18 protein-coding genes and 1 pseudogene are annotated in these 18,665 nt (G+C 68.0%); 10 read left to right on the top strand and 9 right to left on the bottom strand.

The genetic code is table 11. The annotated features are described in order from the left end of the window. Positions 1-29 precede the first annotated feature (29 nt). From hisD to dnaE, 5 genes are all read right to left on the bottom strand, one after another. A complete protein-coding gene (hisD, locus tag HQQ85_RS02215) occupies positions 30-1,337 on the bottom strand; it encodes a histidinol dehydrogenase (RefSeq protein ID WP_173180871.1) in 1,308 nt (435 codons plus the stop codon). Between the two features lie 66 nt (positions 1,338-1,403). Continuing rightward, positions 1,404-1,667 carry a hypothetical protein gene (locus HQQ85_RS02210; RefSeq protein WP_173180870.1) on the bottom strand — a complete coding sequence of 88 codons (264 nt, stop codon included), beginning with the start codon at positions 1,665-1,667 and terminating at the stop codon, positions 1,404-1,406. A 50-nt stretch (positions 1,668-1,717) separates the two neighbouring features. Beyond that, positions 1,718-2,395, bottom strand: a complete 678-nt coding sequence (locus HQQ85_RS02205) for a hypothetical protein (protein WP_173180869.1) — start codon at positions 2,393-2,395, stop codon at positions 1,718-1,720. A 76-nt stretch (positions 2,396-2,471) separates the two neighbouring features. After that, positions 2,472-3,527 (bottom strand): hypothetical protein, encoded by a 1,056-nt coding sequence (locus tag HQQ85_RS02200; RefSeq protein WP_173180868.1) that lies wholly within the window; start codon positions 3,525-3,527, stop codon positions 2,472-2,474. A 116-nt stretch (positions 3,528-3,643) separates the two neighbouring features. Beyond that, positions 3,644-7,105: a DNA polymerase III subunit alpha gene (gene dnaE / locus HQQ85_RS02195; protein ID WP_216851463.1), complete on the bottom strand. Its 3,462-nt coding sequence runs from the start codon at positions 7,103-7,105 to the stop codon at positions 3,644-3,646. 232 nt (positions 7,106-7,337) lie between these two features. Here dnaE and HQQ85_RS02190 point away from each other — a divergent pair, with 232 nt between their 5' ends. From HQQ85_RS02190 to HQQ85_RS02170, 5 genes are read left to right on the top strand one after another with little or no spacing between them, the layout of a single operon-like run. Then, positions 7,338-8,192 carry a MetQ/NlpA family ABC transporter substrate-binding protein gene (locus HQQ85_RS02190; protein WP_173180866.1) on the top strand — a complete coding sequence of 285 codons (855 nt, stop codon included), beginning with the start codon at positions 7,338-7,340 and terminating at the stop codon, positions 8,190-8,192. Then, positions 8,180-9,262: a methionine ABC transporter ATP-binding protein gene (locus tag HQQ85_RS02185; RefSeq protein WP_173180865.1), complete on the top strand. Its 1,083-nt coding sequence runs from the start codon at positions 8,180-8,182 to the stop codon at positions 9,260-9,262. The genes HQQ85_RS02190 and HQQ85_RS02185 overlap by 13 nt, the downstream gene beginning before the upstream one ends. Next, positions 9,259-9,927 (top strand): methionine ABC transporter permease, encoded by a 669-nt coding sequence (locus HQQ85_RS02180; RefSeq protein WP_216851405.1) that lies wholly within the window; start codon positions 9,259-9,261, stop codon positions 9,925-9,927. The genes HQQ85_RS02185 and HQQ85_RS02180 overlap by 4 nt, the downstream gene beginning before the upstream one ends. Positions 9,928-9,929: 2 nt before the next feature. Then, positions 9,930-11,111 carry an aminotransferase class I/II-fold pyridoxal phosphate-dependent enzyme gene (locus HQQ85_RS02175; RefSeq protein ID WP_173180864.1) on the top strand — a complete coding sequence of 394 codons (1,182 nt, stop codon included), beginning with the start codon at positions 9,930-9,932 and terminating at the stop codon, positions 11,109-11,111. After that, positions 11,111-11,584 carry an S-ribosylhomocysteine lyase gene (locus tag HQQ85_RS02170; protein WP_173180863.1) on the top strand — a complete coding sequence of 158 codons (474 nt, stop codon included), beginning with the start codon at positions 11,111-11,113 and terminating at the stop codon, positions 11,582-11,584. The genes HQQ85_RS02175 and HQQ85_RS02170 overlap by 1 nt, the downstream gene beginning before the upstream one ends. A gap of 19 nt (positions 11,585-11,603) precedes the next feature. On the opposite strand, the gene HQQ85_RS02165 is transcribed toward HQQ85_RS02170, so the two are convergent. Together HQQ85_RS02165 and HQQ85_RS02160 are read right to left on the bottom strand one after the other, a co-directional pair. Continuing rightward, positions 11,604-12,263, bottom strand: a complete 660-nt coding sequence (locus HQQ85_RS02165) for a VOC family protein (protein ID WP_173180862.1) — start codon at positions 12,261-12,263, stop codon at positions 11,604-11,606. Positions 12,264-12,378: 115 nt separating this feature from the next. Beyond that, positions 12,379-12,825 carry an Hsp20/alpha crystallin family protein gene (locus tag HQQ85_RS02160; RefSeq protein ID WP_173180861.1) on the bottom strand — a complete coding sequence of 149 codons (447 nt, stop codon included), beginning with the start codon at positions 12,823-12,825 and terminating at the stop codon, positions 12,379-12,381. A gap of 179 nt (positions 12,826-13,004) precedes the next feature. Here HQQ85_RS02160 and HQQ85_RS02155 point away from each other — a divergent pair, with 179 nt between their 5' ends. Further along, positions 13,005-14,099: an S-(hydroxymethyl)mycothiol dehydrogenase gene (locus HQQ85_RS02155; protein WP_173180860.1), complete on the top strand. Its 1,095-nt coding sequence runs from the start codon at positions 13,005-13,007 to the stop codon at positions 14,097-14,099. Next, on the top strand, positions 14,099-14,752 hold the full coding sequence (locus HQQ85_RS02150; RefSeq protein ID WP_173180859.1) for an MBL fold metallo-hydrolase: 654 nt from the start codon (positions 14,099-14,101) through the stop codon (positions 14,750-14,752). Before HQQ85_RS02155 ends, HQQ85_RS02150 begins: the two co-directional genes overlap by 1 nt. Before the next feature lie 63 nt (positions 14,753-14,815). On the opposite strand, the pseudogene HQQ85_RS02145 reads toward HQQ85_RS02150, so the two are convergent. Both HQQ85_RS02145 and HQQ85_RS02140 read right to left on the bottom strand, forming a co-directional pair. Further along, positions 14,816-15,586 (bottom strand): annotated as a pseudogene (locus HQQ85_RS02145) (LLM class flavin-dependent oxidoreductase); the annotation flags it as partial. A gap of 84 nt (positions 15,587-15,670) precedes the next feature. Beyond that, a complete protein-coding gene (locus tag HQQ85_RS02140; protein ID WP_173180858.1) occupies positions 15,671-15,844 on the bottom strand; it encodes a hypothetical protein in 174 nt (57 codons plus the stop codon). 246 nt (positions 15,845-16,090) lie between these two features. Between HQQ85_RS02140 and HQQ85_RS21545 the strand changes: the two genes are divergently transcribed. The 3 genes from HQQ85_RS21545 to HQQ85_RS02125 all read left to right on the top strand — a co-directional run bounded on the left by HQQ85_RS21545 (position 16,091) and on the right by HQQ85_RS02125 (position 18,190). Further along, the gene (locus HQQ85_RS21545) at positions 16,091-17,041 is read left to right on the top strand and encodes a protein rep (RefSeq protein WP_371741726.1); all 951 of its coding nucleotides are present in this window, start codon (positions 16,091-16,093) and stop codon (positions 17,039-17,041) included. Positions 17,042-17,144: 103 nt separating this feature from the next. Then, entirely contained in the window at positions 17,145-17,723 is a 579-nt protein-coding gene (locus HQQ85_RS02130) for a hypothetical protein (RefSeq protein ID WP_173180856.1), read from the top strand. Continuing rightward, entirely contained in the window at positions 17,720-18,190 is a 471-nt protein-coding gene (locus HQQ85_RS02125; protein WP_173180855.1) for a hypothetical protein, read from the top strand. Before HQQ85_RS02130 ends, HQQ85_RS02125 begins: the two co-directional genes overlap by 4 nt. Positions 18,191-18,665: the final 475 nt, after the last annotated feature.

Below are 18,665 nucleotides of genomic sequence, written 5' to 3'. Positions count from 1 at the left end.
GGAGCGGATGAGTGCCTGAGCGGCTGGGGCTACCGCGCGAACCGCGCCGTGACGGCCTCGCCGTGCGCCGGCAGGTTCTCGGCCTCGGACAGCGCGACGATGCGGTCGGCGACCTCCCGCAGGGCCGACGACGAGTAGCGGATGACCTGCTGCGGCCGCAGGAAGGTGTACGCCCCGAGCCCCGACGAGAAGCGCGACTGCCCGCCCGTGGGCAGCACGTGGTTCGAGCCGGCGAGGTAGTCGCCGAGGCTCACCGGCGAGTAGGCGCCCACGAAGATGGCGCCGGCGTTCGTCAGGAGGGTGAGCACCGCATCCGGATCTACGACCTGCACCTCGAGGTGCTCGGGGCCGTAGGCGTTGCTGAAGGCGGCGGCGAGCTCGATCGAGTCGACCAGCACCACAGCCGACTGCGGGCCATCGAGGGCGACGGCGACGCGGGCGGCGTGCTTGGTCGACGCTGCCACGGCGTCGAGCTGCGCGAGCACGGCCTCGGCCAGGGCGGGCGAGTCGGTGACGAGCACCGCGGCGGCGAGCTCGTCGTGCTCGGCCTGGCTGACCAGGTCGGCGGCGACGAAGGCGGGGTCGGCCGTGCCGTCGGCGACGATCAGGATCTCGGTGGGGCCGGCCTCGGAGTCGATGCCGACGACGCCGCGCACGACGCGCTTGGCGGCGGCCACGTAGACGTTGCCCGGGCCGGTGATGACCTGCACCGGGTCGAGTCCGATCTCGTCGACGCCGTGGGCGAGGGCGCCGATCGCGCCCGCTCCCCCGATGGCGTAGACCTCGGTGACGCCGAGGAGGCCGGCCGCCGCGAGGATCGTGGGGTGCACGCGGCCGTCGAACTCGCGCTGGGGCGGGGAGGCGATGGCGATCGATCCGACGCCGGCGAGCTGGGCGGGCACGGTGTTCATCACGACGCTGGAGGGGTAGACGGCCTTGCCGCCGGGCACGTAGAGTCCGACGCGATCGACCGGCTGCCAGCGCTGCTGGACCACGGCGCCGTCGGCCAGCTCGGTGGTGCGTGCATCCGGGATCTGGGCCGCGGTGGCCTGACGGACGCGCACGATCGCCTCGTCGAGGGCGGCCCGCACGGCGGGGTCGAGCCGGGCGACCGCCTCGTCGATGTGCTGCTGCGGCACCCGCACGTGCTCGGGCTCCACGCCGTCGAAGCGTCGCGCCTGGTCGCGGAGGGCGACGAGACCGTCGCTCCGCACCGCCTCGACCAGGGCGGCGGCGGCCTCGTGGGCCACCGAGACGTCGGTGTCGGCGCGCGGAACCAGCTGCACGAACTCGGATCGGGTGGGGGTCTGGCCGCGGAGGTCAATCGTTCGGATCATGGCCCTGCCAGCCTAGCGGCGGGCGGGTAGTGGTCGGCTCAGAACGGCGGGCGGGTGGTGGTCGGCTCAGAATGGCGGGCGGCCGTGCATCCGCTCGAACGCCCGGAACCAGCGCGCCCGCGCCCCGGCGATGACGAGGAGCATCACGCCGGCCCCGCCCGCCAGGATCAGCAGACCGACGCCGACCACGGCGGCGCCCGCGGACTCCTTGCCGATCGCCGACACCCCGAACAGGATGCCGACAACCAGCAGGAGCACACCCAGCAGCGCTTCGCTCAGCGGCTTCTTCAGCGTCATGCGGAAGCGTCCGGACGACGGGTTGGTGCTCATCCACGCGAACGGCTCCGGCGGGAGGCGGTCGGGACGGGGGCCCGGCGCGCTCATGCGGCCGGGAGCACGGTGAACGCGGCCAGCCGGTCGAGCAGTGCGGCGTCGCCGACGTCGTCGGTGCGGCCGTCGCCCGGCGCCTCGGCGTCGGCGAGATCCCAGCGGCGACCGAAGGGGTCGGGCTCCGCGCTCGGCCGGACGAAGAGGTGGTGCTTCGGCGAACCGAGCACCTCGGTGCCGAAGTACGCGGTGCCGAGCGGATGCCGGGCCGCGTTGTCGGTGACGAGTCGCGCGAGGAAATGGGCATCCGTGTAGGCCGGGGCCCGGACCACCATGGTCCACGTGCTCATCGCAGCCGGCGAGAGCAGCACCGACAGCTCGGGGGTCTGGAGGTAGACCGCCGCCTCGACGTCGCCCTCGTTCATCATCGCGATCTCGGTCCAGCGCACGGCCGTCTGAATCGCGACGATCAGCAGGCGGATGCCGCCGCGCGGCTCGAGCACGTCGCCGTCGACGGTCAGCTCGCCCCGGGCCACCAGACTCGACGCGCCGAGCGCCGCGGTCTGGTCGGTGACGAAGCCGGGCTTCACCTGCAGCACCTTCTCGGCCTGCGCGCGCGCCGGTCCCTCGGCCAGCGACAGGGCGTAGGCGAGCTCGCCGGCGCCGTAGCTGGGGGCGTCGACGGGCTGGGCGGCCGGCTCGGCGGCGTCCCGGGTGCGGGTGTCGGTCATCTCTGCTCCCTGATTGTGAGGCGGTCCCTGGTCATGAGGCGGGTGGACGGGGGAAAGCGGTCAGTCGCCGCGGCGCTCACCACGGCCACAGGTCCTCGGCCACGTCGGCGACGCCCTCGGCGAAGTCCTGGGCGCCCTCGGCGATGGCCTCCCCGGCGTCGCCGATGGCCTCGGCCGTGTTGTCGACCGCGTCGTGGAAGATCGGCACGTTGTCGTAGAGGAGGCCGCCGAGGGCCATTCCGCCCGAGACGGCGCCGAGCACGAGGTTCGCCGGCGGGGGCGTGAACAGGGCGACCGCACCGATGGTGGTGGCCACCCCGTCGTAGCCGGCGCGCACGTAGTCGCCGTTCTGGTAGCTGTTGTAGGCGCCGGCGTAGCCGAGCACGACACCCGCGGGGCCGAGCACCTTCCCGGCCGTGCCGAGGAACTCCGCCGCCGACCCGACCCGGCTGGCCAGGGCGCCGTCGCCCAGCACGTTGCTGAGGCCCTGGGTGAGCGAGCCCCAGTTCTCGCCGCCGAAGAAGTCGCTCGCCGTGTTGAAGCCGTTGGCGAAGGCCCGGAAGTCCAGCGCCGCGTCGAGGGAGGAGAAGGCTCCGCCGAGCCGCAGTTGCAGCAGATCGCTGATGCCGCCGACGACTCCGGACGCGTCGAGGTAGTCCTGCAGCGACCCGACCACGGGGCTGTTCAGAAGGTCGTCGAGCAGCGAGTCGTCATCGCCCGAGCCCGAGCCGGGGCCCGAGTCCGACCCGGGGCCCGAATCCGAGCCGCCCGGCTCCGAGCCGCTACCGCCAGGCCCCGACCCGCTCCCCCCAGGCCCAGTGCCACCAGGCCCCGATCCCCCGGGCCCGCCCTCGCCGTCCATCGCGCTGGCCTGCTCCTGCTGGTCCGCGTTCTTCACCAGAGCGGATGCCGCCGCGACGAGCGCCTGGTTTGCACTCGAGAGCGAGACCCGGTAGGTGCTGTTCCAGTCCTGCTTGAACAGCGCCGCATCCGGACCCGACCAGGCGCTGGTGCCGTTGATCGACGCGGTGAGCGTGCTCGCCATGCCCGACAGCTGCGTCGCCTTCTGGTCGAAGTCCTTCGCCAGTGCGCGGAGCTGGTCGGCGTCGGCCCCCCAGAACCCACCCGTCATCTCGGCCGTCCCCTCCCCCGGTGCATCGGGCCCTTCGAACCCACCCGAATCCTCGCACGCCCCGGCCGGGAGTGCAGCCTGCGAGCGTGGGGACTACTCCCCATTGCGCCGGGCGCTCAGACCAGGCAGTTGGGCCCGAGCAGTGACTTCAGCTCGCCGTACAGGTCGGCCGTGACGCGCACCTGGTAGGGCACCTCGAACACCCGCACGTTGTCGCTCTTCATCAGCCGGAGGCGCACCTCGGTGTCGCCCGCGTGCCGGATGAGCACGTCGTTCAGCGCCTGCACCGTGTCGGTCGTCGCGCGCGTCTCGGCCAGCGAGATGTGCAGCGGCCCCGAGCCGCCGACCTGCGAGAGCGCCGGCTGGAACAGGCTGTACGCGTGCAGGTTCATGCCGTCGTCGCGCATCGACACGCGCCCGCGCACCACCACGATGGCGTCGTTCGTGAGCGCCGGACCGAACTCCTGGTAGGTCTTGCCCATGAACATCGCCGTGATCTCGCCGCCGAAGTCTTCGACGGTGATCATGCCGTACTGGTTGCCCGACTGCTTGGCCACGCGGTGCTGCACGCTCGTGATCAGCCCGGCCACGGTGACCTGGTCGCCGTCGTTCACGTGGTCCGACTCGAGCAGGTCCAGGATGCTCGTGGACGCGTGCTTCGCCAGCTCCACCTCGAGGCCGGCCAACGGGTGGTCGCTGACGTAGAGGCCGAGCATGTCCCGCTCGAACGCGAGCTTGTCCCGCTTCGCCCACTCGGGGCGCGCCGGGATGTCGTGCACCTCCTCCGGCGCATCCCACAGGGAGTCGAAGTCGAAGCCCACCTGGCCGTTGGCCTCGTTGCGCTTCTGCGACACCGCGTTGTCGATCAGGCCCTCGTGCACCTCGATCAGCGAGCGGCGGGTGTTGCCGAGCGAGTCGAACGCGCCCGCCTTGATCAGCGACTCGATGGTGCGCTTGTTCGTGGCGCCGAGCGGGATCTTCTTCAGGAAGTCGCCGAAGGAGGTGAAGGCACCCTTCTCCTCCCGCGCCTGCTTGATCAGCTCGACGACGTTCATCCCGACGTTCCGCACCGCACCCATGCCGAAGCGGATGTCGGTGCCGACGGCGGTGAAGAAGCCGATCGACTCGTTGACGTCGGGCGGCAGCACCTTGATGCCCATGCGGCGGCACTCGGAGAGGTACATCGCCATCTTGTCCTTGGAGTCGCCGACGCTCGTGAGGAGGGCGGCCATGTACTCGGCCGGGTAGTGCGTCTTGAGGTAGGCGGTCCAGTAGGAGATGACCCCGTAGGCCGCGGAGTGCGCCTTGTTGAAGGCGTAGTCGGAGAAGGGCAGCAGGATGTCCCACAGCGTCTTGACGGCGGCCTCGGAGTAGCCGTTGTCGTGCATCCCCTTCGAGAAGCCCGCGTACTGCTTGTCGAGCTCGCTCTTCTTCTTCTTGCCCATCGCGCGGCGCAGCAGGTCGGCCTGGGCGAGCGTGAAGCCCGCGAGCTTCTGCGCGATCGACATCACCTGCTCCTGGTAGACGATCAGGCCGTAGGTGCCGCCGAGCACCTCACGCAGGGGCTCCTCGAGCTCGGGGTGGATGGGCGTGATCGGCTGGATGCCGTTCTTGCGGAGCGCGTAGTTGGTGTGCGAGTCGGCGCCCATGGGGCCCGGTCGGTAGAGCGCGAGCACCGCCGAGATGTCCTCGAAGTTGTCGGGCTTCATCAGCCGGAGGAGGCCGCGCATGGGCCCGCCGTCGAGCTGGAAGACGCCGAGCGTGTCGCCGCGGGCGAGCAGTTCGTAGGAGGGCTTGTCGTCCAGCGTCAGGTCTTCGAGCACCAGGTCTTTGCCGCGGTTCGCGCGGATGTTGTCGAGCGCGTCGTCGATGATCGTGAGGTTTCTGAGCCCCAGGAAGTCCATCTTGATCAGCCCGAGGGCCTCGGCGGCCGGGTAGTCGAACTGGGTGACGATCTGGCCGTCCTGCTCCCGCTTCATGATCGGGATGATGTCGATCAGCGGGTCGCTCGACATGATGACGCCGGCCGCGTGCACGCCCCACTGGCGCTTGAGGTTCTCGATGCCGAGCGCCGTGTCGAAGACCGTGCGGGCCTCCGGATCCATCTCGATGACGTTCCGGATGTCGACGGCCTCTTTGTAGCGCGGGTGCGCCTTGTCGAAGATGCCGGAGAGCGGGATGTCCTTGCCCATGATGGGCGGCGGCATCGCCTTGGTGAGCTTCTCGCCCATGCTGAACGGGAAGCCGAGCACGCGCCCGGAGTCCTTCAGGGCCTGCTTGGCCTTGATCGTGCCATACGTGACGATCTGCGCCACGCGCTCGTCGCCGTACTTCTCGGTGACGTACTTGATCACCTCGCCGCGGCGCCGGTCGTCGAAGTCGACGTCGAAGTCGGGCATCGAGACGCGGTCGGGGTTGAGGAACCGCTCGAAGATGAGACCGTGCACCAGCGGGTCGAGGTCGGTGATCTTCATGGCGTAGGCCGCCATCGAGCCGGCGCCGGAGCCACGGCCGGGGCCGACCCGGATGCCGTTGCGCTTGGACCAGTTGATGAAGTCGGCCACGACGAGGAAGTAGCCAGGGAAGCCCATGCCCTTGATGACGCCGACCTCGTAGTCGGCGCGCTCGCGCACCTCCTGGGTGACGCCGTCGGGGTAGCGCTCCTTCAGCCCCGCCTCGACCTCCTTCTCGAACCAGGTGGCCTCGGTCTCGCCCTCGGGCACCGGGTAGCGGGGCATGTAGTTGGCGTTGGTGTCGAAGGCGACCTCGCAGCGCTCCGCGATGAGCAGCGTGTTGTCGCAGGCGTCGGGGTAGTCGCGGAAGAGCTGCCGCATCTCGGCCGCGGACTTGAGGTAGAACTCGTCGGCGTCGAACTTGAAGCGGTTCGGATCGGACAGGGTCGAGCCCGACTGCACGCAGAGCAGGGCGGCGTGGCTCGTGGCGTCGTGGGCGTGCGTGTAGTGCAGGTCGTTGGTGGCGACGAGTTTCAGGTCGAGCTGCTTCGCGAGCCGGATCAGGTCGGGCATGATGCGCCGCTCGATCTCGAGGCCGTGGTCCATGATCTCGGCGAAGAAGTTCTCCTTGCCGAAGATGTCGCGGAAGTCCGACGCCGCCTTGACGGCCTCGTCGTACTGGCCGAGACGCAGCCGCGTCTGGATCTCGCCCGACGGGCAGCCGGTCGTGGCGATGAGGCCCTTGCCGTACTGGCTGAGGAGCTCGCGGTCCATGCGTGGCTTGAAGTAGTAGCCCTCGATCGACGCCTTGGAGGAGAGCCGGAAGAGGTTGTGCATGCCCTCGGTCGACTCGCTGAGCAGGGTCATGTGCGTGTAGGCGCCGGCACCCGAGACGTCGTCGCCCCCGCCGTTGCCCCAGCGGATGCGCGTCTTGTCGGTGCGGTGGGTGCCGGGGGTGAGGTACGCCTCGGTGCCGATGATGGGCTTGATGCCGGCCTCGGTGGCCGTCCTCCAGAAGTCGTAGGCTCCGAAGACATTGCCGTGGTCGGTCACCGCGACCGCGGGCATGCCCTGCTCTTTCGCGGCCTCGATCAGGGGTTTCACGCGGGCCGCGCCATCCAGCATCGAGTATTCGCTGTGGACGTGCAGGTGCACGAAGGAGTCGTTCGAGGGCACTGATTCTCCGGCTGTCTCGGCGTGGGGTCCAAGTCTAAACGCCGCCCGCACCGACCCGTCGGCGTGTCGCGGAGCAGGTCGCCGATGGACTGTTGCGATATGTGACCGGCCGAGTTCGGCAGGCGCTTACCCGCTGGCTAGCCTTGCTCCGCGGCTGCCGTACGCCGCAGAAGAGGTCATCATGAAAGCCGTTCGATTCGCACTCCTGGGGGCGGCCACCGCCGCACTGCTGATCGGCACGACCGCGTGCAGCAGCGGCTCGAGCGGCAGCGAGCCCGCCAAGAGCACCGGCGCCGCCGAGAAGACCGACATCGCGATCGGCTTCAACCCGGGCCCCTACAAGGAGATGTTCGACGGAGGCATCCTGCCCATCCTGGAGTCGGAGGGCTACAGCGTCCAGGAGCAGGACTTCACCGACGGGATCGTCACGAACGTGGCCGTCTCGGAGGGCGAGATCGACGCCAACATCATCCAGCACCCGGTCTACATGGACTTCGTCAACGCGCAGGAGGGTCTCAGCAACGTGGCGCTCGTGCAGGTGCCGACCCCGCGGATGGCCCTGTTCGGAGGCAAGTCGACGTCGCTCGACGACGTGAAGCAGGGCGCGACGGTCACGGTGCCGAACGCCCCGTCGAACCTGTACCGCGGCCTGCTCATCCTGCGCGACGCCGGGCTGATCGGCTTCGACGACGTCGACGACCCCAACACGGCCGACCTATCGATCATCACCGACAACCCGCACGACCTCCAGATCACCGCGATCGAGAACGCACAGCAGGTTCCGGCGCTGCAGGACGTCGACTACGCCACCATCCAGGGCAACTTCATCATCGCCGGCGGCCTCGACTACGACGACGCCCTGGCTGTCGAGGACCAGCCGATCGAGTTCTCGAACGTGGTGACGGTGCGGGATTCCGACGTCGACACCGACTGGGCGCAGGCGATCAAGAAGGCCTACGAGTCGCCGGAGTTCATCGACTTCGTCACCTCCGACCCGCAGTACGACGGGTACAACCTGCCCGAATGGTTCAATTGAGCGGATCGCCGGCGGGCGCCGGGGCCGTCGGGCTCGAGGCCGGCGGCCTCGGGGGCGGAATCGTCTTCGAGGGCGTCTCGAAGAGCTTCTCCCCCGACCGGAAGACGACGACCTCCGCGCTCCGCGACGTGCAGTTGGAGGTGCCGCCCGGCACCGTGTTCGGCGTGATCGGCTACAGCGGTGCCGGCAAGTCGACGCTCATCCGTCTCGTCAACGGCCTGGAACGGCCGAGCTCAGGCCGGGTGCTCGTCGACGGCGTCGACATGGGCGCCTTGCGCGGCCGGCAGCTGCGCACCGCCCAGAAGCGCACCGGGATGATCTTCCAGCAGTTCAACCTGCTCGACACCGTGCGGGTGCGCGACAACGTCGCCATGCCGCTGCGGCTCGACGGCGTCACAGCCGACCAGGCCCGCGCCCGGGCCGAGGAGGTGCTCGACTTCGTCGGACTCTCCGGCAAGGCCGGGAGCTTCGCGGGCGAGCTCTCGGGCGGACAGAAGCAGCGGGTGGGCATCGCCCGTGCCCTCGTGCGGAACCCGCGCATCCTGCTCTCGGACGAGGCGACGAGCGCCCTCGACCCGACGACGACCGCGCAGATCATCGAGCTGCTGCGGAACGTCAACCGCGAGTACGGAACGACGGTGCTCGTGGTCACCCATGAGATGGACGTCATCAAGGACCTCGCCGACCAGGTGGCCGTGATGGCCGACGGCGAGATCGTCGAGCAGGGGCCGGTGCTCGACACCTTCCTGCGGCCGCGCTCGCCGATCACCCGCGACTTCGTCACCACCGTCGTGCCGCAGGGACTGCCGGCGCGCGTGGTCGAGCACCTCGGCTCGGAGGGACTGTGGCGGATGCTCCTCGTCGACGACGAGGTGACCCAGCCGCTGCTCTCGGACCTCATCACCGGCTTCGGTGTCGCGGTGAACATGCTGCACGCCGACATGACCTCCATCCAGGAGCACACCGTCGGTCAGATGATCGTCAAGGTGACCGGCCCCGCCGAGAAGGTCGCGGCCGCCCGCGCCTTCCTCGCCGAGCGGGTCGTGCAGATCGAGGAGGTGCGCGCGTGAACGACGAGAAGTGGACCCTGATCACCCCCGAGCTGTTCCTCAAGGCGCTCGGCGAAACCCTGCAGATGCTGGGCGTCTCGCTCGTGCTCGGCTCGGTGCTCGGCGTGATCATCGGGGCCGTGCTCGCGCTCACCCGCGCAGGCGGGGTGCTCGAGAACCGGCCGATCAGCCTCGGGCTCGCGGTCGTGGTGAACCTCATCCGCTCGCTTCCGTTCATCATCCTGCTCGTCGCCATCCTCCCGTTCACGCGCCTGCTGGTGGGCACCAGCATCGGCGTCTGGGCAGCCATCGTGCCCCTCACAGTGATGATCGCGCCCTACATCGGACGACTTGTGGAGAACTCGCTGCTCGAGGTCCCCCGTGGAGTGATCGAGGCCGCCCGCTCGATGGGTGCCTCACCGCTGCAGGTGTTCTGGCGGTTCATGCTGCCCGAGGCCCGCGGATCGCTCATCCTGGCGGTCACGATCGCGTCGGTCGGGCTGCTCGACGCGACGGCGATGGCCGGCACCGTCGGCGCGGGCGGCATCGGCGACCTGGCCCTCTCCTACGGCTACCAGCGCTACGACGGCTTCGCGATGGTGATCACGGTGGTGACCCTGATCGTGCTGGTGCAGGGCATCCAGCTGCTCGGCACGGTCGTCGCCCGCCGCTACCGGAGGCGCTGAGCATGGTCCACTTCGAGCCGGCGGCACGGGTCAGGGCGCTGCCCGCCAACTTCTGGGGCGAGATGGACCGGGAGATCCTCCGGCTGTCCGCCGAACCCGGGCCGCGGATGATCGACGTCTCCAAGGGCAACCCCGACCTCCCGACACCCGAGCACATCGTCGCCGCGATGCAGCGCGAGGTCGCGCGGCCGATGAACCACCGCTACCCCGCGTACCGGGCGCGGGAGTCCTTCCGGCACGCCGTGGCGCGGCGCTACCTCGACGACCACGGCGTGAGGATCGACCCGGAGGCGGAGGTCGCGGTGTTCCACGGGTCGCACGAGGCCGTCATGGCGGCCGTGCTCTCCCGCGTCGACCCCGGGGAGACGCTCGTGCTGCCCGACCCCGGGTACCCGATGTACGCCTCCGCGGCTGAGCTCGCGGGCGGGCGGATCGTGCCGCTGCCGCTGGTCGAGCCGGCCTACCAGCCCGACTTCCGGGCGGTCGCCGATCTCGAGCACGCGGCGCTGCTGATGCTGAACTACCCGAACAACCCCACGGGCGCTCTCGCGACCCGGGGCGCGTTCGAGGAGGCCGTCGCGTTCTCGCTGCGCACCGGCGCCGCCTTCGTGCACGACTTCGCCTACGCCTCACTCGGCTACGACGGCCGGCGGCCCCTCTCGGCGCTCGCCGTCGATGTCGGGCACACGGTCACGGTCGAGACCCAGACGCTCTCGAAGACCTACAGCATGGCGGGCTGGCGGGTGGGTTTCGCAGCCGGGAACGCCTCACTGATCGCGGCCATGCGGCACTACCAGGCCGCCGCCTTCAGCACGATGTTCGGGGCCTCGCAGGAGGCGGCCGCCGCCGCGCTCGACGGCTCGCAGGACGCGGCCCGGGAGTTGATCGGCGTGTACCAGCGGCGACGCGACCTCGTCGTCGAGGGCCTCCGGCGGATCGGCTGGAACGTGGAGGCTCCGGAGGGTACGTTCTTCGTGTGGGTGCGCCTCCCGGCGACCACGGGTGAGGCTCCCGACGCGGTCGCCTTCGCCGACCGGCTCCGCACCGAGGCGCGGATCGCCGTCGCCCCGGGTGACGGCTTCGGCCCCCGGGGCGCCGGGCACATCCGCATCGGACTCGTCACCGACGACCGGACACTGCACGAGATGATCGAACGCCTCGACGCGTTCACGAGGAGGACCTGATGGCCGAGATCGAGAGCTTCACCCTGGACCACACCGCCGTGCTGGCGCCGTACGTGCGCCGCATCGGCGTCGAGCACGGTCCGGGCGGCGGAACCATCACGAACTTCGACGTGCGGCTGACGCAGCCGAACATGCAGGAGATCCCGACCGCGGGCATCCACACCCTCGAGCACATGCTCGCCGGGCTGCTGCGCGACCGCATCGACGGGGTGATCGACATCTCCCCGTTCGGCTGCCGCACCGGCTTCCACCTGCTGATGTGGGGCGAGCCCGAGGTGGCCGACGTGGTCGCGGCGCTGACCTCGAGCCTGCGGTTCATCGCCGACGAGGCCGTCGAGTCGGACATCCCGGCGGTGTCGGCCCTGGAGTGCGGCAACTACCGCGACCACTCGCTGCACACGGCGCGGGAGTGGGCGAAGGTCGTGCTGGACGCGGGCATCAGCCTCGACGCCTTCCGCCGCGTCGGGGTCTAGCCACCCGTCACCTCGGCCCCTACGACCAGGGGCTGTCGTCGCGCCAGGGGGCGAGGTCGACCTCGTTCCCCTCGGGGTCGGCGAGCGTCCACCACTCCGGAGCGTTCTCGTCGTTGACGACGCGGCCTCCCGCGGCGAGGGCGGCCGCGAGGCGTTCCTCGACGACGTCGGTGGGCACGTAGAGGTCGAGGTGCACCGTGTTGCGCTCGGGGCGCACGGCGTCGATCTGCTGGATCCAGACGTTGGGGAGGACCCCCAGTGGATCGCTGAGATCGGCGTCGTCGACCGGATCGTGGCCGAGCACCGCCTGCCAGAACCGCCGCACCGCCGCCACGTCGACGGCGTCGATCGCGATCTGCAGGCTCTGCACGGCCGTGGGGTCGGCTCCGACGCCCTGTTCCGCGGCCGCGGCCGAGATCGCGCGGGCCAGCGCCAGATCGCGCCGGCTGATGTCTCCGACGTCGTGGCTGATCAGCCGCACCGCGACGGCGCCGTAGCGCAGGTCGACGTCGGGGTGGTGATCGGCCGCGTCGGCCAGCTCGGCGATCGCGGCCACCAGGGCGGCACCGGTCGCGAACGAGCCGGTGCGGAACAGGGCCCGGGCGCCGTCGCCGACCACCCGCCAGTCCCCCGTGCCCTCGGACTGCCGGAACTCCCGCGGAGAGATCGCATCGCTCATCGTCCCGTTCTACCGCGCCGGCGGCACGGAGCGGAAGGATTTTCCGTGTGGGAGCAGCGGACGGGGCCGCCCGATCGAGTCGGACGGCCCCGTGACGATTCGGCGCCGGGAGCGCTCAGCTGGTGAGCGTCTTCTGCGGCTCGTCGGCGGAACGCGCATCCGCCCCCGAGCTCTGCACCGCGATCTTGCGCGGCTTCGCGCGCTCGCTGACCGGGATGACGACGCTCAGCACCCCGTTGTCGTAGCTCGCCGAGATGCCGGCTGTGTCCACGCCCTCCCCGATGCTGAACTGGCGCAGGTAGCTGCCGGCCGGTCGCTCCTGGGCGAGCCACTTGGCCCCCTCGGCGGTGCCGGCGGTACGCTGCGCCCGGATGGTCAGCAGCTGCCCGTCGACGTCGACGTCGACCGAACCCGGGTCGACGCCCGGCAGGTCGGCGTTCAGCACGTAGCGATCGGCGTCGCGGTAGAGGTCGACGGGCATCACGCGCGGCCCGGGACGCGACTGCAGCAGGTTCGAGGCGAGTCGGTCGAACTCGCTGAAAGGGTCAAAGGTCATAGCCATAACGATCAATCTCCTCTCGAATCATGGAGTTGAGCCGCATCGACTCAACTACGAACAATTATGCAGATCCGAGCCTCCTTGCCAAGTCAATCCAGCTCAGAGGAGGCTGAGAATCACGAGGCCGACCGGGGCGCGGGTAGGGTGAGAGCCGATCCGCCCGCCGACCCGAAGGAGCCTCCGTGCCCACCACCGTGACCGGCGTCATCGCCCGGAGCAAGGGCGCGCCCGTCGAGCTCACGCGCATCGTCGTGCCCGACCCCGGCCCCGGCGAGGCCGTCGTCGACATCGAGACCTGCGGCGTCTGCCACACCGATTACCACTACCGCGAGGGCGGCATCGGCGACGACTTCCCCTACCTCCTCGGACACGAGGCCGCCGGCCGCGTGAGCGCGATCGGCGAGGGCGTGACCCACGTCGCGGTCGGCGACTTCGTGGTACTGAACTGGCGGGCCGTCTGCGGCGAGTGCCGCGCCTGCGTGCGCGCCGAGCCCTGGTACTGCTTCAACACCTTCAACGCGACGCAGAAGATGTCCCTCGAGGACGGCACCGAGCTGAGCCCCGCGCTCGGCATCGGCGCCTTCGCCGAGAAGACCCTGGTGCACGCGAAGCAGTGCACGAAGGTCGACCCGGCCGCCGACCCCGCCGCCGAGGGCCTGCTGGGCTGCGGCATCATGGCGGGACTCGGGGCCGCGATGAACACCGGCAACGTCGGGCGCGGCGACTCGGTGGCCGTGATCGGCTGCGGGGGCGTCGGCACCGCCGCCGTCGTCGGTTCGGCCCTCGCGGGCGCCGGCACGATCATCGCGATCGACCGCGACCCCAAGAAGCTGACGGCGGCCGAGCGGCTCGGGGCGACGCACAGCATCGACTCCAGCGGCCTCGACGAGGACGGCGTGGTCGCCGCCGTGCAGGCGCTGACCGGCGGGTTCGGCGCCGACGTCGTCATCGACGCGGTGGGCCGGCCCGAGACCTGGCGGCAGGCGTTCTACGCCCGCGACCTCGCGGGCACGGTCGTGCTCGTCGGGGTGCCGACGCCCGAGATGACCCTGTCGATCCCGCTGCTCGACGTCTTCGGGCGCGGCGGATCGCTGAAGTCGAGCTGGTACGGCGACTGCCTCCCCGAGCGCGACTTCCCGATGCTGACCGATCTCTTCCTGCAGGGGCGACTCCCGCTCGACGAGTTCGTCAGCGAGCGCATCCGCATCGATGAGATCGAGCAGGCCTTCGATCGGATGGCGACCGGCGACGTACTGCGCTCGGTGGTGGTGCTCTGATGGGCGCCCTCGGCTCGGCCGGCCCCGCCGCTCGCATCGACCGGGTCGTCACCCACGGCACCTTCAGCCTCGACGGCGGGACGTGGGAGGTCGACAACAACGTCTGGATCGTCGGCGACGACTCCGAGTGCGTCATCATCGACGCCGCCCACGACGCCGGCGCCATCCTCGAGGCCGTCGGGCGGCGCACCGTGCGCGCGATCCTACTGACCCACGGCCACGACGACCACATCGACGCCGCGGCCGAGCTGCAGGCGGCGACCGGCGCGTCGCTCCACCTGCACGAGGGCGACCGGATGCTCTGGGCCGCCGTCCACGCAGACGCCGACGCACCCCTCCCCCTCGCCGACGGCCAGACCTTCAGCGTGGCCGGGGTCGAGCTCGAGGTGCGGCACACCCCCGGCCACTCCCCCGGCGCCGTGTGCATCTCGGTCCCCGCCCTCGGCACGGTCTTCACCGGGGACACGCTCTTCCAGGGTGGGCCGGGCGCGACCGGCCGCTCCTTCAGCGACTTCCCGACGATCATCGACTCGATCACGACGAAGCTGCTCGTGCTCCCGGCGGACACCGTCGTGCGCACCGGCCACGGCGACGCCACGACGATCGGCGCGGAGGCCCCGCACCGCGAGGAGTGGATCGCGCGCGGGCACTAGGCCGAGCATCCGTCGCCGACCCGGGCCTCGACGACGGGCCCGGGGTTCCTCACCGCCGCCGGATCAGCGCCAGCCGAGGGCCGGAGCCACCTCCGTGAGAATCGCGTCGATCACGTGAGCGTTGTACTCGACGCCGAGCTGGTTCGGCACCGTGAGCAGCAGGGTGTCGGCCTCGGCGATCGCCTCGTCCTTCGCGAGCTGCTCGACGAGGCGCTCGGGCTCGGCGGCGTAGCTGCGGCCGAAGATGGCGCGCATGCTCGCGTCGATGTTGCCGATCTGGTCCTCGCTGTCGCCGCCGCCCCCGAAGTAGGCGCGGTCGAGGTCGTTCGTGATCGCGAAGATGCTGCGGCTGACCGAGACCCGCGGCTGGAAGTCGTGGCCCGCCTCCGCCCACGCCGCCCGGAACTCGCGGATCTGCTCGGCCTGCTGCACGTGGAACGGCTGCCCCGTCTCGTCGACCTTGAGGGTCGAGGACTGCAGGTTCATGCCGAGCTCGGCCGCCCAGCGCGCGGTCGCGTTCGACGCCGCGCCCCACCAGATGCGCTCACGGAGACCCTCGGAGTGCGGCTCGAGGCGCAGCAGCCCCGGCGGGTTCGGGAACATCGGCCGCGGGTTCGGCTGGGCGAAGCCCTCCCCCTTCAGCAGTTCGAGGAAGACCCTGGTGTGCTCGCGGGCGAGGTCGGCGTCGTCCTGTCCCTCACCGGGCTGGTAGCCGAAGTAGCGGTAGCCCTCGATGACCTGCTCGGGTGATCCCCGGCTGATGCCGAGCTGCAGTCGGCCGCCCGAGATGAGGTCGGCGGAGCCCGCGTCCTCCGCCATGTAGAACGGGTTCTCGCTTTATCAATTACGCAACGGCCACCGACACCCCTTCTCGCCCGCAATCCCGGCAAATATGGGCATACGGATTCAGATCATTTCTCAGGCGCTCAGATCGGCGCTCAGCGCTTCCCGCTCGATCTTGCGCTGATTGATCTTGCTGGCCGCACTCAGAATCTCGATGGTCATTTCCGCGTCTTGCTCGAACGCCTTTACAGCCCGGTCAATGACGGCCTGGAATTCGGCCCGGTGCTCGTGCAGGTAATTGAGACTCAACGGCGCTCCAAAGACTAGGAAAGCCCCGGCTCACGGATCGGAACAGAGGCGGCACCGGCCACACCCTAGGAATGAACTGTCTTAGAACCGGCGCTGTACCTAGTTTAAGCTACGAAAGCTTGACAAATTTCGTATCCTGTGATTCGGGTACACTAGAACTAGCTCTACACAAAGGAAACCCCAGTCATCGTCGTGACTCGATGCTGGGGTGTGCGGCTACTTCGGACATTGAAAGCGCAGTAACCAATGAGTACTACTCTACCAGAGGAGAACACACTCTCCCACGAAGACACTAGTTCAAATCTAGAATCTTCGCAAAATCTAGAATCTTCTTCCCCTCCGGCGAGCGCCGATGCTCACCAAGGGACTGTTCATATACATCAAGAGGAAGCATCTTCATCACGTACAACGTCTCTGACGGCTTCTCTGAAGAGTTATCTCTTCGAGAACACCAGTAACAAGAACGTTAGAGACTGCCGTTACATCTACAGACCTCTACATGCTCTAGACACCTTCAACACCAAGCCGTGTCACAACAGCTTCTTGTGTGTGTCTTGCTCCAAGAGGGAACTACGACCCTGGCGTATACGACTACAGCGCGTAGCGCAGATCGTAGAGTCAGCCTCCTTCGTGACTCTCTCTGTCCCTACAGACAGTGATCTTGATACCGCATGGAGAAACCTAGAACTCGTCTGGTCAAAGCTCTCTAAGTCGTCATCGTTCTCACGACAGAAGAAGAGTCATGGTCTCCTACACAACGTACGAGCGGCTGAGGTCACCTACAACGAGAGCACCGGCCAATGGCACCCGCACCTCCACATCTTTCTTCTTTTTTCCACCGATGACCAGGACGCTACCCATGTCAGTGAAGACCTTCTACGACGATGGAAGATCGCGGCTGAGGCAATCGGGGTACCTGTATCAAGTAGTTCCCAGCACTGGAAGCTCGTACCTTACGAAGACCGTTACGACACCGCTGGCTATCTTGTGAAGCAAGGCCCTTGGCCTACCTCGATCAAGGCCGGGACACTGTTGGTCGGAGACATACTCCGGCAGGCGGCCACCGGCTCCCTAGAGCATAAGAAGCTCTGGACAGAGTACGAGAGAGCAGCATTCGGGAGGACGGCTGTACGCGGCTCCCAAGGATTCGACACATGGGCCGACAGCATAGCCAGCGAACTCGTACTAGCCGCATGAGCACTTGCGCCACGAAAATCCCAGTGACCACCACAGGCCTAAGGACAGCTATGGCCGGGATGGTAGCGCTCGTAGCGGTTTCGTCAACAAAGGACGATAGTATATGTATGAAACCTACAACGCTAGCTTGGCTTCTAGGCGCATGACAGGCCAGGTGTATCTCAGCACGCACCCTGATCGGGAGAAGATCGAGAACTCGCTAATCGAGGGTGCCAATGTCATGCAAATACATGCCAGTACTGGCATCAGTACAGATGCTTTGTATCGCCGTCGTCGTCAACTTCTAGCTGACAAGAAGTCTGAGAAGGACGTACAGGAAGACCTGTCCCGTCAGGGTGTAGTTCGTCGTCTACAGGCACTAGCAGCGAGTCACCGCACCATTCGTCTTCAGGCGGAAGAAACCGGATCAGCCCGTATCGCCACCGACGCCGGGGTAGCTGAAAGACGGGTGCTTGGCGACCTGTTGGCACTGGCACCAGATCACGAGCTTGAAAAGAAGTTGCGGGAATCTGACAAGCAAGCCGACGCCCTAGCAAGCGCACTAATGGCGGTGCTGAAGACCGTAAAGACCTCCACCGCCTACCAAACCGCGATAGCGCAGCTACTTGAAGACGGCTTCACGGAAGAGGACGTTCTACCGCTATCCAGAGCAGCCGAAAGCCTAGGAAAGGCAAGCGCATGACCACAAACACCGCAGTTGACACCGAGATAGACCAGCAGCAACTCAAGCCAGGCGATTGGGTGCATTTTCTTGTGAGCATGGCGATTCAGTCATCCGCCCTCGCATTCAGCACGCCGATCTACACAAGCTATGGTTCTGAACTTCAGTTGACGCAGAGCATCTTGGATGCGTACGAATATCCGGCGCATGAAAGCTGGCTCACGAAGCTGGGGGAGGCTGGCCGAAACGGCGTCGTCAAGGCCGACCGTGGCCGCTGGCCCGATGACGCCCTACGTACACTTCCAGGGTCACCAGAACGACAGGAAGAGCGTCACAAGGCACTGTCCGCAATCTGGGAAGAGTTTGGCCCTGAGTACAGCAAGGAGAAGGCCGACGCCCTGAAGACGCTTGACCACGTTTACGGCGAGCAACGCGATAGCTGGTCTGCCGTCAACGAAGCGTGGGCCGCGAACGGGGCACGTCGATGAGCGCCGGGGTTGTGTTGAACAACGAGACTCCCCAGAGCGTCACAGTTCGTTTCAAGAACAGCGTCAGCGGCTTTCTCACCGGAGCCTTGGGCCGAGAGATTCCCCTGGTAGATCGTGACGAGCGCGGCTCAGTCGGCAGTCACCTGAAGATTCCTGGCACGGCGACAAGGGTAACCGCTGGCCGGGGTCAGTCCATCCTCAGGGGATTGGAACAAGCCGAGGCCGCCGCAGAGGCAGAGGGTACGCCTTTGCAACTTGTGATCAGCGCTCGCCAGGGGAGAAGCGTGGCCGATGCATTGGCAGTCATGCCGCTGGCATCGTACGCACACTTGCTATCCCTCGCGCTTTCAAAGAAGCCAGACGATGCGTAAGGAAACTCTGCAAGGTCTTCTAGGCGCAACCGTTCGTGTGTCTCAGGAACCTAACCTTCCCGATACGTTCTACTGCCTTAGCGCCTCTGGTGACCTGTTCACGT

Source organism: Herbiconiux sp. VKM Ac-2851 (assembly GCF_013205105.1).
In the GTDB taxonomy this organism is placed as follows: Bacteria; Actinomycetota; Actinomycetes; order Actinomycetales; family Microbacteriaceae; genus Herbiconiux; species Herbiconiux flava.
This window is presented reverse-complemented; position numbering and strand designations above follow the sequence as displayed.

Bases quoted from the DNA above. Each gene is read 5' to 3' on its own strand.
- hisD (WP_173180871.1), bottom strand. From the start codon at position 1,337: ATGATCCGAACGATTGACCTCCGCGGCCAGACCCCCACCCGATCCGAG.
- HQQ85_RS02210 (WP_173180870.1), bottom strand. From the start codon at position 1,667: ATGAGCACCAACCCGTCGTCCGGACGCTTCCGCATGACGCTGAAGAAG.
- HQQ85_RS02205 (WP_173180869.1), bottom strand. From the start codon at position 2,395: ATGACCGACACCCGCACCCGGGACGCCGCCGAGCCGGCCGCCCAGCCC.
- HQQ85_RS02200 (WP_173180868.1), bottom strand. From the start codon at position 3,527: ATGACGGGTGGGTTCTGGGGGGCCGACGCCGACCAGCTCCGCGCACTG.
- dnaE (WP_216851463.1), bottom strand. From the start codon at position 7,105: ATGCTGGATGGCGCGGCCCGCGTGAAACCCCTGATCGAGGCCGCGAAA.
- HQQ85_RS02190 (WP_173180866.1), top strand. From the start codon at position 7,338: ATGAAAGCCGTTCGATTCGCACTCCTGGGGGCGGCCACCGCCGCACTG.
- HQQ85_RS02185 (WP_173180865.1), top strand. From the start codon at position 8,180: ATGGTTCAATTGAGCGGATCGCCGGCGGGCGCCGGGGCCGTCGGGCTC.
- HQQ85_RS02175 (WP_173180864.1), top strand. From the start codon at position 9,930: ATGGTCCACTTCGAGCCGGCGGCACGGGTCAGGGCGCTGCCCGCCAAC.
- HQQ85_RS02170 (WP_173180863.1), top strand. From the start codon at position 11,111: ATGGCCGAGATCGAGAGCTTCACCCTGGACCACACCGCCGTGCTGGCG.
- HQQ85_RS02165 (WP_173180862.1), bottom strand. From the start codon at position 12,263: ATGAGCGATGCGATCTCTCCGCGGGAGTTCCGGCAGTCCGAGGGCACG.
- HQQ85_RS02160 (WP_173180861.1), bottom strand. From the start codon at position 12,825: ATGGCTATGACCTTTGACCCTTTCAGCGAGTTCGACCGACTCGCCTCG.
- HQQ85_RS02150 (WP_173180859.1), top strand. From the start codon at position 14,099: ATGGGCGCCCTCGGCTCGGCCGGCCCCGCCGCTCGCATCGACCGGGTC.
- HQQ85_RS21545 (WP_371741726.1), top strand. From the start codon at position 16,091: ATGAGTACTACTCTACCAGAGGAGAACACACTCTCCCACGAAGACACT.
- HQQ85_RS02130 (WP_173180856.1), top strand. From the start codon at position 17,145: ATGTATGAAACCTACAACGCTAGCTTGGCTTCTAGGCGCATGACAGGC.
- HQQ85_RS02125 (WP_173180855.1), top strand. From the start codon at position 17,720: ATGACCACAAACACCGCAGTTGACACCGAGATAGACCAGCAGCAACTC.